Source organism: Lysinibacillus sp. JNUCC-52 (assembly GCF_015999545.1).
Lineage (GTDB): Bacteria > Bacillota > Bacilli > Bacillales_A > Planococcaceae > Lysinibacillus.
Window position 1 is genome coordinate 4,442,074 of sequence record NZ_CP065546.1, and the last position, 12,556, is coordinate 4,454,629.

At 35.4% G+C, this 12,556-nt stretch carries 12 protein-coding genes and 1 riboswitch; all 12 genes read left to right on the forward strand.

The window, feature by feature from the left end; genetic code table 11:
* Positions 1-6 precede the first annotated feature (6 nt).
* Positions 7-99, forward strand: a riboswitch (glycine riboswitch).
* Between the two features lie 280 nt (positions 100-379).
* The 12 genes from gcvT (at position 380) to JNUCC52_RS22040 (ending at position 12,552) form a co-directional block, all read left to right on the forward strand.
* Entirely contained in the window at positions 380-1,483 is a 1,104-nt protein-coding gene (gcvT, locus tag JNUCC52_RS21985; protein ID WP_172771988.1) for a glycine cleavage system aminomethyltransferase GcvT, read from the forward strand.
* A 25-nt stretch (positions 1,484-1,508) separates the two neighbouring features.
* Complete coding sequence (gene gcvPA, locus JNUCC52_RS21990; protein WP_172771987.1) at positions 1,509-2,855, forward strand: aminomethyl-transferring glycine dehydrogenase subunit GcvPA; 1,347 nt, start codon at positions 1,509-1,511, stop codon at positions 2,853-2,855.
* Positions 2,848-4,311, forward strand: coding sequence for an aminomethyl-transferring glycine dehydrogenase subunit GcvPB (gene gcvPB, locus JNUCC52_RS21995; RefSeq protein ID WP_172771986.1), 1,464 nt, complete (start codon positions 2,848-2,850; stop codon positions 4,309-4,311). The genes gcvPA and gcvPB overlap by 8 nt, the downstream gene beginning before the upstream one ends.
* Positions 4,312-4,548: 237 nt before the next feature.
* Entirely contained in the window at positions 4,549-5,178 is a 630-nt protein-coding gene (locus JNUCC52_RS22000) for a hypothetical protein (RefSeq protein WP_337980819.1), read from the forward strand.
* Positions 5,179-5,377: 199 nt separating this feature from the next.
* Positions 5,378-5,851: a hypothetical protein gene (locus tag JNUCC52_RS22005; protein ID WP_337980820.1), complete on the forward strand. Its 474-nt coding sequence runs from the start codon at positions 5,378-5,380 to the stop codon at positions 5,849-5,851.
* Between the two features lie 21 nt (positions 5,852-5,872).
* Complete coding sequence (locus JNUCC52_RS22010; protein WP_139859872.1) at positions 5,873-6,349, forward strand: hypothetical protein; 477 nt, start codon at positions 5,873-5,875, stop codon at positions 6,347-6,349.
* A gap of 290 nt (positions 6,350-6,639) precedes the next feature.
* Entirely contained in the window at positions 6,640-7,563 is a 924-nt protein-coding gene (locus JNUCC52_RS22015; protein ID WP_139859873.1) for a serine/threonine-protein kinase, read from the forward strand.
* 459 nt (positions 7,564-8,022) lie between these two features.
* Positions 8,023-10,191, forward strand: a complete 2,169-nt coding sequence (locus JNUCC52_RS22020) for a transcriptional regulator (protein ID WP_172771985.1) — start codon at positions 8,023-8,025, stop codon at positions 10,189-10,191.
* A gap of 241 nt (positions 10,192-10,432) precedes the next feature.
* Positions 10,433-10,858: a hypothetical protein gene (locus JNUCC52_RS22025; RefSeq protein WP_025219974.1), complete on the forward strand. Its 426-nt coding sequence runs from the start codon at positions 10,433-10,435 to the stop codon at positions 10,856-10,858.
* A 92-nt stretch (positions 10,859-10,950) separates the two neighbouring features.
* Positions 10,951-11,382, forward strand: a complete 432-nt coding sequence (locus tag JNUCC52_RS22030) for a J domain-containing protein (RefSeq protein WP_337980821.1) — start codon at positions 10,951-10,953, stop codon at positions 11,380-11,382.
* Between the two features lie 27 nt (positions 11,383-11,409).
* On the forward strand, positions 11,410-11,988 hold the full coding sequence (locus JNUCC52_RS22035; protein ID WP_337980822.1) for an FHA domain-containing protein: 579 nt from the start codon (positions 11,410-11,412) through the stop codon (positions 11,986-11,988).
* Between the two features lie 39 nt (positions 11,989-12,027).
* Positions 12,028-12,552, forward strand: coding sequence for an FHA domain-containing protein (locus tag JNUCC52_RS22040; protein ID WP_337980823.1), 525 nt, complete (start codon positions 12,028-12,030; stop codon positions 12,550-12,552).
* Positions 12,553-12,556: the final 4 nt, after the last annotated feature.

The following is a 12,556-nucleotide window of genomic DNA, read 5'->3' on the forward strand; positions in this document are numbered from 1 at the left end:
GGGCGGATGATTGTACGGGGAGAGCGCGTGTAGACGCCACCGAAGGAGCAAGTAGCAAAGGGCTATGAATCTCTCAGGTAAAAGGACTCGTACAAGACGCAACTCTGGAGAGAGCTGTAATACAACAGCCACCAAAGGGGAAAGCCTACTACCTGGCATTTTCGTTATGCGAGTTAGTTTGGTGTAACTTTCAGGTGCAAGGACAGAGAATCCCGAAAAGGGGTTCGTCTGTCTTTTTTTATGTCTAGACATTTGTCAAACGTACAATCGGCAAGTATGAATGCTTGCTACGTATATAGACTTATGCCCTTTAAGATGTCGAAAAAGCAGACGAACTACTACCAGTAAAAATGATACTAACAATAAGGAGGCAATAGTAATGACGAACGAATTAAAACGTACACCTCTATTTGACGAATATGCAAAGTATGGTGGTAAGACAATTGACTTCGGTGGATGGGAATTACCAGTACAATTCTCTTCTATTAAAGAAGAACATGATGCAGTGCGTAATCGTGCAGGCTTATTTGATGTGTCACACATGGGTGAAATTTTAGTAACTGGTCCTGAGGCTTTAGATTTTTTACAAAATCTGTTGTCAAATGACATTTCGAAAATTGCTACAGGTCAAGCGCAATACAATGCGATGTGCTATGAAGATGGTGGCGTTGTCGATGATTTATTAACTTATAAACTAGCAGACAATCATTATTTACTATGTGTCAATGCGGCAAATATAGAAAAAGATTATGACTGGATGATGGAAAACCAACATCAATATGATGTGACAATTGATAATCAATCTAATTCATATGCTCAAATCGCTCTGCAAGGGCCATTAGCTGAAGAGCTCCTTCAATCATTAACAGCAACGGATTTAAGTGCAATTAAATACTTCCGCTTCCAAGATGATGTAGAAATTGCAGGACATAAAGCATTAGTTTCTCGCAGTGGTTATACAGGAGAAGATGGCTTTGAACTTTATGGTGCGCCAGCAGACATTAAAGCATTGTGGGATATCATTCTAGAGGCTGGAAAAGACAAAGGCGTTGTGCCAGCAGGCTTAGGCTGCCGTGATACTCTACGCTTTGAAGCAGGACTGCCACTTTATGGGCAAGAACTATCTGCTACCATTTCACCACTTGAAGCGGGCATTGGCTTTGCTGTGAAATTAAATAAAGAAGACTTTATTGGTCATGATGCGTTAGTTGAGCAAAAAGAAAATGGATTAGCGCGTAAAATTGTAGGTATTGAAATGATCGATAAAGGGATTCCACGTCATGGATACAAAGTGTTCAAAGATGGTAAAGAAATCGGTGAAGTGACAACAGGTACTCAGCTTCCTTCTTCTAAACGTAATGTTGGTAACGCATTAATTGACAGTCAATTCGCAACAATCGGAACTGAATTGGAAATTGAAATTCGTGGTAAGCACTTAAAAGTAGTGACAGTTGAAACACCGTTTTATAAGCGTTCAAAATAAAATTTGAAAAGAGGGACCTACATTTATGAAACATCGTTATTTACCAATGACGGAGCAAGACAAACAAGAAATGTTAGACGTAGTTGGTGTATCATCAGTCGATGAGTTATTCGAGGATATTCCAGAAAAAGTACGTTTCAAAGGCCTTTATGATATTAAAGAAGCAAAATCAGAATCTGCACTTTTAAAAGAATTAGCAGCCCTTGCTGCAAAAAATAATGATACGAATGCGAACGTATCATTCTTAGGCGCAGGTGTCTACAATCACTATAAACCGATTATTGTAGACCATGTCATTTCTCGTTCAGAGTTTTATACTGCGTACACACCTTACCAACCTGAAATCTCACAAGGGGAATTACAAGCGATTTTTGAATTCCAAACAATGATTGCTGAGCTTACAGGAATGGATCTTGCAAACTCATCTATGTATGATGGCGGAACGGCACTAGCGGAAGCAGGTATGTTAGCTGCAGGACATACACGTCGTAAGAAAATTTTAGTATCTGAAACGGTTCACCCTGAATATCGTGATGTCGTTGCTACATATGCATACGGTCAATCAATTGACATCGTAACAATCCCTCATAAAGATGGTGTGACAGATGTTGAAGCTTTAAAAGAGCTGATTGATGATAATACAGCGGCTGTTATTGCACAATATCCAAACTTCTTTGGTCAAGTAGAGGATTTACAAGTAATCGGTGATATTGCACATGATGCAAAAAGTTTATTTGTTGTATCATCTAACCCACTTGCACTTGGTATTTTAACACCTCCAGGTAAGCTTGGTGCTGATATTTGTGTTGGTGATGCACAAGTATTTGGTATTGCTGAAAGCTTCGGTGGTCCACACTGTGGTTACTTCGCGGTGACTACAAAATTAATGCGTAAAGTTCCTGGCCGACTTGTTGGTGAAACGGTAGATGGTGAAGGTCGCCGTGGTTATGTGTTAACGTTACAAGCACGTGAACAACATATCCGTCGTGATAAAGCTACATCTAACATTTGTTCAAACCAAGCACTTTTAGCACTTGCAGCTTCTGTTGCAATGACAGCTTTAGGAAAGCAAGGCGTTCGAGAAATGGCTACGCAAAATATTGCGAAAACACGCTACGCAAAAAATGCCTTTGAAGCGGCAGGCTTTACCGTTGCTTTCCAAGGTGCGCACTTTAACGAAATTGTTGTGAAAACAAATAAATGCGTGAAAGAAATCAATAAAGGCTTAATTAAAAAAGGTATTATCGGCGGTTATCCTTTAGGTCAAACTTACGATTCACTTAAACAACATGTACTAATCGCTGTAACAGAATTACGCACGAAGGAAGAAATTGATGCACTTGTTGCAGAAATGGGGGCTCTCAATGCATAACGAAAATCAATCACTCATTTTTGAAATTACAAAAGAAGGTCGCGTAGGGTATAGCCTAGAAGCTTTAGATGTACCAGAAGTTGATCTTGCAGATTTACTTCCTGCAAACTTAATTCGTGAAGAAGCAGCTGAGTTACCAGAAGTTGCGGAACTTGATATTATGCGTCATTACACTGCGTTATCTCGTCGTAATCACGGTGTAGACTCTGGTTTCTATCCACTTGGTTCATGTACGATGAAATATAACCCAAAAATTAATGAGTCAGTTGCACGTTTTTCTGGTTTTGCTAATGTTCATCCATTACAAGATGAATCAACAGTACAAGGGGCAATGGAGCTTCTTTATGAACTTCAAACATCTTTAGTAGAAATTACAGGAATGGATGAAGTGACATTACAACCAGCTGCAGGTGCTCATGGCGAATGGACGGCATTAATGATGATTCGTGCTTTCCATGAAGCAAATGGAGAAGGACATCGTAATAAAGTTATCGTTCCTGATTCAGCTCATGGTACGAATCCTGCATCAGCAACAGTTGCAGGCTTTGAAACGATTACAGTAAAATCTGATGAAAATGGCTTAGTAGACATCGAAGATTTACGTAAAGTAGTAGGTTCAGATACAGCGGCATTAATGCTAACAAACCCAAATACGCTTGGTCTATTTGAAGAAAATATTATCGAAATGGCAGAGCTTATCCATGAAGTTGGCGGTAAAGTATACTATGACGGCGCTAACTTAAATGCGGTTATGAGTAAAGCACGTCCTGGCGATATGGGCTTTGACTGTGTACACTTAAACTTACACAAAACATTTACAGGTCCACACGGTGGTGGTGGACCAGGTTCAGGTCCAGTAGGTGTAAAAGCTGATTTGATTCCGTTCTTACCAAAACCAGTACTTGTCAGAACAGAAGAAGGTTCATACCATTTCGATTATGAACGTCCACAATCAATCGGTCGCGTAAAACCTTACTATGGTAACTTCGGTATTAACGTACGTGCATATACGTATATTCGTACGATGGGTCCAGATGGCTTAAAAGCTGTCACAGAATATGCGGTACTAAACGCAAACTACATGATGCGTCGCCTAGAGCCATTCTATGATTTACCATATAACCGTCACTGTAAGCATGAATTTGTGCTATCTGGTCGTCGTCAAAAGAAACTTGGCGTTCGTACATTAGATATTGCAAAACGTCTGTTAGACTTTGGCTACCATCCACCAACAACGTACTTCCCACTAAACGTGGAAGAGGCATTAATGATCGAGCCTACAGAAACAGAATCAAAAGAAACATTAGATGCATTCTGCGACATTATGATTCAAATTGCGAAAGAAGCAGAAGAAAATCCTTCTATCGTACAAGAAGCACCACATACAACAGTCGTAACCCGTTTAGACGAAACACGCGCTGCTCGTACACCAGTGCTTCGCTATCAAAAAGCATAATAATACGCAATGCCCGACCAGTATTTTACTATACTGATCGGGCATTTTTTTGTATTTGAGGAAAATTGAAGTTACTTGAAAAGAGAAAAATATTAATCCTTTGAAACGTATTCTAGTAGAATATTTTGATAAAAATATCTCGGATGGAGTGAAATTCCGAAAAAATTTATTATTTTATAGAAAAAACCACCATTGTATAATATACGTAAAATTTAATACTTTCATTGGTAGGTCTATATGTCAATTAATACTAACTTTAATCAGCAACATTCTACTCATGTATCTGTGAAAAGATTTAGTAGCACTAATCCATTAATTGCTACATCAAACCAAAACAATGATAAAAACATTAAAAATTTTGCCATGCCACAGCGTGACACCGTTGCTATTTCCAGTGAAGCAAGAAATATGCTCCTGGCAGCACGTGCTTCTGCAAAACCTACCACATGGGTGGATACAGCTTTGAACTGGGCAAAATCTACTGTTAGTTGGCTTAAAAGAGCTGGTCAATTTGCAGTAGATGCAGCTAAAGAAGGTATAGACTTTTTAGTACTGGATGATGTAAGAACGATTTTCAACCCGAATGCTGGTATTACAGAAAAAGGAATAGCTTTAGTTTCTCTCTTTCCAGCGGGAAAAGTGGTTAAATCAGGTAAATTATTCGCACTATTGAAGAAATCAGGGAAATCCGCTGAAATTGATGCCTTTGCTGGTCTAGGTAAAATTCAAAAGTTTAATGCCAAAGGGATTTTATTAGATGGAAATAGCAGTACAGGTTGGGAGCACATTTACAAAAGACATGTTGCGGGCACTACTGCAAATAGAGGTACAACATTATTCCCTAGAGCACTCGGAGATCACAGATAAAAAATTTAATCATGGAATCATTAGAAAAAGGAACTTTAAAAAGTACTCGTAATGATGGTACTAAAGTTTACACGTATCATCCAAAAAAGTATGGCATTTCTGAGATGACAACAATTGTTACAAAGGATAATATTATTAAAACATCTTATCCAAGAAGTGGGACATCAGTAATAAGAAAATAAACTAAAGGAGACTTAAAATGAAAATAAGATTCGATATCGAAAATGATGTATCTGTGCTTAAAAATAAAAATGTTCATGCAGATTTTTACCTTGATAGCTATTTGGAAGTATTTGTTATCGAAAAAAATAAGGAAGTATTACTTTTCTTTACAACAATGCACAGTACTATTGTTATTGATTTCAATCAACTATTAATAGAGTTGCATCAAACTGGCAAGGAGCAAACTCTTGAGACTTTTGGTAATGCCAATATCTATACATTTAAAAAAGAAGGAGGTAATATTCTGATTACAAACTTTGATGAATTCTCTAATACAGAAGAATGGCTATATTCATTTGATTTTATGGAATTTACGAAGGCTTATACAAAAGAGCTGCGACGATATTTGCATGCGATGGTAATGGAAGAAGCTAACATTATGAAACGTCCAAACTTTATTTTACTTAGACAAGGATTAAATGATTTAGAAAAAAATGTAAAAAAGGAATAATTTTGGAGAGATACTATTAACATGAAAATTAGATTTGATCTAGAAGAAGATGATGTATCGGTTCTGAAAAATAAAACCGTCCATGCAGATTATTATCTCGACAGCTATTTAGAAGTATTTGTACTTGAAAATAATAAAGAAACTTTACTCTTCTCCACAACGTTGCACAGTACAATAGTGATTGAATTAAATCACCTATTAATTGATTTATATCAAACGGGCGAGGAGCGAGTTCTTGATACTTTTGGAAATGCGAATGTCTATACTTATAAAAAAGAGGGGAAAAATATAGTCATTACAAATTTTGATGAGTTTTCGGATGCACAAGAATGGCAATATATATTTGATTTTATGGAATTTACGAAGGCTTATACAAAAGAGCTGAAACGATATTTACAGGCGATGGTTGCACAAGAACCAAACAATATGAAACGTCCAAACTTTAAGTTATTGAGCCAAGGATTAGCCGCATTAGAAGCTATAGTTGAGGCAAAATAATTTGGATAGATAAGCAACCAATGAAAATTAGATTCGATTGCAAAAATAATGAACTGAACTAAAAGCGTCCGATTGTTACTTATCGGACGTTTTTTATTTTGATGGATAGAAAAGGCATGTTATGGAGTTGGAAGTTTCATATCCAATAATTATTTTATTAAAAGGTGTAATTTTATATAATTGCTTTAATTTGTATTTTAGTTAAAATAATTACATATTGAGATAGCGTTCTATTTTATGATTATTGTTTTAAGAGCAACAAAATTTGATGAAAGGGAGGAAAAATGAAAATGTCTGTGGCTCAATGTGAAGTAAGCTTACCTGTATATAGTATTCTTCATGATACATATAAAACAAAAGAAGTAATTGCTACTAGTAAATTATCTATTGTTTATTTGGCGGAAACACTCAATGAAGGCAGGCAGGTAACGATTAAAGAGTTTTTCCCACAGGAACTTGCGTTACGGGATTTAGATAATAGAGCAGTGATAAATCGTTTGCCATCTACCAAAACAAAATTTGAGGATTTAAAAGCAACTTTTCTAAACGAAGCCATCATCATGAAGCAAATAAGTCATCGAAATATTGTCAATTTTATAGACTTTTTTGAGGAGAATGGAACGCTATATATCATAATGGATTATTATGAAGGCAAGTTATTAGATCATTATTTAAAAGATATTTCACTTAATAATAGGGAGCAATTATACACTAGTATTTTTCTGCCGTTAATGGATGCTTTAAGTTATCTACATAAACAAGGTATTCTACATCGAGACATTAAACCGAGTAATATTATGATCGATTTAGAGGGTAATCCATTTTTACTAGACTTTGGATCTGCGATTTTTTATAAAAATGCCAAAGAATATCAAATTTTTATAAGCCCTGGGTACACTCCTCTTGAGCAATATTCAAATGTCTCTGTACAAGGGGTCTATACAGATATGTATAGTTTAGCAGCAACTTTTTATTATTTATTAACAAATATGGTTCCACCTGATATTTCACAGAGGCTAATTGAGGATAATATTGATCATATAAGAAAATATAATAAAAGGGTAACTATGCTTTTAGCCCATACGATCATGTGGGGAATGGCTTTACAGGCAAAAAAAAGATGCCCTTCTTTAAAAGTTATGAAATGCATTATTCTATTTGAAGAATTTGTCAATAGAATAAGGAACTATTTTAAGGTAAATAATACAAAATAACCAATTAAATAGGATGTATAATCCGATACTATCATTTTACAGTGTAACTAGGAACAAACTTAAACAGCTAAAGGCGTATTTAAAATACACTTTAGGCTGTTTTTTTAATAAAAAAAATGAATAATTACACTTTTTTTTGGAGAAATATCATAAAATTTATAATGTCGCATTTTTATCGAAAAACCATTAGTATCCTATAATTTACATAATATTCTATTGTAAATATTGACAATATAATTAGATATTGTATAGTTACTTTGTGATACATAATGTCATTTGTGATGTAGATAAAATAGTAATAAAATTTCAACTTCAGTTTTAATGAAACTGTATTTTATTTTACTTTAGTTGGAATTTTATTACTTAAAAGTAAAAATAAAGTTTGTGTTCACTAATGATTATGCTTACTCGAATTTATAATAAAAAGGAGGGATGGCTGTAGGTTATACAGCCGAATAAATGGAGATTATTAATCAAACAAACAGAACAATGCTCTTTGAGGAAATCAATCCTGAAAAGCTGGATTTGATTACATTAGTGGGGGACGTAAAAGGAATTGATAGTCTAAGCGATGAAAAAGTGAAAGAAATTAATCAATACCTTCTTGTCAAAAGCTTTGACGAATTTTTAGATAAATTCTCTCCAACCGTCTATTCGTTCTACAATGCTGCAAATCAGAAAGTAATGTATACGCTTAAAAAACCTGAAGGCATTCAAGAAGATTGTATTTCCGAAATCGCTATCGATCAAAACAATGATTTTTTAAAGATGCTATTTACCCTCATTGATACAAAGCGAAGCCAAGGAATAACGAATGTAGACTTTAAATTTGAAAATTTACTAGATATGATTTCCCCTAAAAAGGTAATGGACGATATTCGCCAAGTAAGAAAAGAAATTCATTATTTATATGGAGAATATGACAAGTTAGACGAAGGCGATCCAAAAAAGCTAGACACAGGGGATAAGTTAAATCTTATGTTCGAAGTAGCTAGCCGAAATTATAACAATGTTATGGCTATGTTGCCGTTAGCAATCGAAGATATTAAAACAAGACTGCTACTAGGTGCTAATCAAGAGGAAAACGAATCCGAAAAGCTGCAAATCGGAACCCTAACAATTGGTGATACGGGTGAACTTAAAATTATTGAGGCACCTCAAACGAATACTTCTGAGTTGATGGTTATTGAGGACAATAGTAACTATGGTTTGAGTACCGTATTTGAGGAAGACTATGAGGCGATAACAGAATCACCATCCTCCTACGTAAAGGATTTAGTCGTAAGAACATTCTCGCCATTACCATCTGTAAGAGCAGAATTTGACGTTGAAACAGAGGTGCAAAATTACAATACATATTTAGAATTCTATAAGGATGCTAAGGATGAATTTGTAAAGACAGTGAAGCCATTAGTTGAAAAACTAATAGGTGTCAAAATGTATTTTGATCAATATGCGACAAAAAATAAAGGTATGCAACCTTCGTTATTAGTGACAAATGCAAAATTGGATATGCTCGTTAAGAGTAATAATTTACCAAGGTTGCGGACGTATTTAAATACAGTCAATTCAAAAAATGATTTCACAGATACTGTATGGTATGGCATCGTTCCAGCAATTGAACTTGAAGCATCTGGAAAAATGAAAGTTAGTAGATCTCGATTTAAAGGAAATGAAAAGGTTGCAAAGCAAGAAGGTAACACGATGGAATCCTTATCTAGTCTTCTAGATACAGTAAAAGATTATAAAGTCCAAATATTCTTTAACTTTATGACAGAAGAAGAAACTACTTTCAACGGCATTGCAACAGCAGGCATTGATCGCCTTATCGATAAATGCTCGGTGCTCCTTCGAAAAGATTACAGTGAATTTGCGATTCCTTGCTTACCGAATTTTACAATTATTCCGAAAGACAAGTCTGGCGTAGTAATTGATACAAGGATGCAAACAACCGAAAATGGTGCGCGCCTATCGAAAGAAAAGGAAGATATACTCAAGCTTTGGATAGAAGGCGTATATGTAGGTGCTAGCTATGTGGCAGCAGGGATAGTGTCTGCTTATCAATGTCCTGAATATTTGAAAGAGTCATTCCGAAATGTGAAAAGAAGTTATCCAGGTGTACGCTTTGATATTGAAGCGGGCGATAACGCATTAAGAGCTGTCACAACAATGGCAAAAGAAATTTCTGGATTTACGAACAATATTAAAGATGCGATTAATAGCCGAAGCTTTGGTTTTGTATTTTCTTCAGAAAATGCACAGCTACAGGATAAAGATATTAAGCGTATTACAGTGTATAAAGCAAGAAGCTTAGCGATGGAAGAGGATGGATTTGATTCAATCTACAAAACACAAGTGAGTACGTATATTGAAAGAATTCTACGATTCCAATCAGGGGACTTTAAGCATGAAAACATTGTTCGATTCTTTAGTAATAATCCAAGCAGCCAAAAAAGTAAGTGGTTGAATGATAAAGGCTATGTAAACTCCGTTATCCATGATGGTGATGACATTGGCTACATTATTGATGAAAAAACAAGCTTATGCCAAATTGATCTCGTATTTAACGGCAATGTGAAAAATCTTGAAGTGATGATTACTAAAGGTACAAGTGCTGTGAAAGCTTAAAAATTACCATAACAGACTGCATACAACGATTTTAGAATTGTATGTTTAAGATTTGTTTTTAAATAAATCTTTTAACATAAATATGAATGATCTTGATGTACTGACTTGATGAAATATATACATATTTCTCGTTGGAATTCTTTCAAAATTTATGCGAGAAATGAAGTCAGCTAGAAACATGGACATTTTATCAAGTTCAGTATAACGAGTACATTCAAAAAATATTAGGAGGGAAATAAGAATGGGTTTTGTATTAAAAGTAGAAGGATCAGAAGCAATTGAATTAGGTTTAGAAAGCATTATGACAGTGGAGTATGAAACAGATACTCCAAATGACTCGAATGCTCGTTCAACAGATGTTGGAGCAACGTTAAAAGTTAAGGGGAAAATCCTTACTGCGACAGACGGCGATAATTCAGATGATACGATGAAATTAGGATTATGGTCATTAGTCCCTGCTGAAAAGGCAGACTGTTACCGTAAAGTAACACTAGAAGTTATTTCAGCTGATCAAGTAGTAAGAAAAATCCATTTCCCAAATGCCTTTGTTGTTGACTATTCAGAAAGATATGGCGACACAGAAGGGATCGGAGAATTCTACTTATTCATTAAGCAGAAGAAAGATAAAACAGATCTTGCGAAAATCGAAGGCGGCTACGCTGTTTAAGTAGAAGTTTGATAGGTCACAACACATTATCTAAGGGACTATATAGTTCCTTAGATAATTTTGAATAATCCTAATACAGGGGATGAAAAATCGTGAAAAATCATTATGAAATTTTAGGTGTTAGCAGACAAGCAACACAAGACCAAATTAAGCTCGCATATAGGAAATTATCGAAAAAACATCATCCTGACGTAAGCGGAGGCAATAAAGAGTCGGAGCAAATCTTTTTAGATGTACAAGAGGCCTATAAAGTATTAAAGGATACGTCTTCTAGAGAAGCATATGATGCACGTCTTGATGGTGCAGCGCAAAGCGGTGGGCAAACATTCGAACAGGCAACGAAAACGAAAGATCGAACAACTACCCATAAGCAAGAGTTTAATATGAATGATATCGAGCAAAACTTTGAGCATTTTTTCGGTTTTAATCCAAAAACGAAGGAAACGTCATCAACACTTCATAAAACAGCAAAGAAAAACCCTTTAGATACAACGGAATTATTCGAACGATTTTTTAACAAGTAAAACCTTAGCGTGGAGGAGCGTGCTTTCGTGAATGACATAAAAAATGCAATGGAAGTAAATACGCACAATGCCAATAACCAAATGATAATTAAAATTATCGATATTATCATTGTGATCATTGCCTTCTTTTTTATTTTATATGTATTTGTTATGAATCAAAATTTTCTTTTGAAAACAATCATTGGCACTATGATGGTCATCATTGTCCTTGTTTATGGATTAATAAAATATGAAGCAAAAGAGACAATCTATGAATTTACAGATACGAACATTCAGAAAATTGTATTACTGAACGAACGTGGAGCAGAAATTGAAGAGTGGCTGTTAGAAGGAAAAACCTCATTGCTCATTGGGAAGAGCTCAACTGAACGAGAGGTAGATATAGATTTAAATGGCACAGAATACGAATCGCTCATAAATTACGAGCATGCTGTTTTAAATTGTGTATCCGATATGTGGTACATAGAAGATATTGACTCTGTGAACGGTGTAGGCATTAAAAAAGCGCATAAGCGTGTGAAAAGTAGTTTAAAACAGGAAAGCCCTTATCGATTAAATAGTGGAGATATTATATACATAGCAAATACTAGAATTTTAGCAAAATAAAGAAAAGCTAGATTCGTAACGAAGATGGAGGATAACAATATGAGTTTGATTAGATGTACGAATGGTCACATGTTTAGTTCAAGAAGACATAGAAATGTTTGTCCTTATTGCAATGTCATGGTAGAGCAAGAACCAAGAATAACGACGGCTACGGCTGTTGCAGAAGTGGATGATAAAACGATGCCGTATCTTGGCGAAATGGATGGGATTGACCCTGTCACAGGATGGCTAGTTTGTATTGAAGGACCTCCAATGGGACGAGATTATCGGATTTTATCTGAAAAGAACTTTATCGGACGAGCAGAAGATATGCATATCCGCATTATTGGCGACAATAGCATTTCGAAACGTAATCATGCAGTTATTGTCTATGACCCTAAAAAAAGAAACTTCTATTTGCTGCCTGGGGATGCATCAGGTTTAGCTTATTTAAATAATGAAGCAGTTTATACACCAACAGAGTTAGCAGCATATGACGTTATACAACTTGGTACAAGTATGTTTCTATTTATTCCTCTATGTGGTGTGCATTTTGAATGGGAAAACAACCAAAGCGAGGAATGATGAA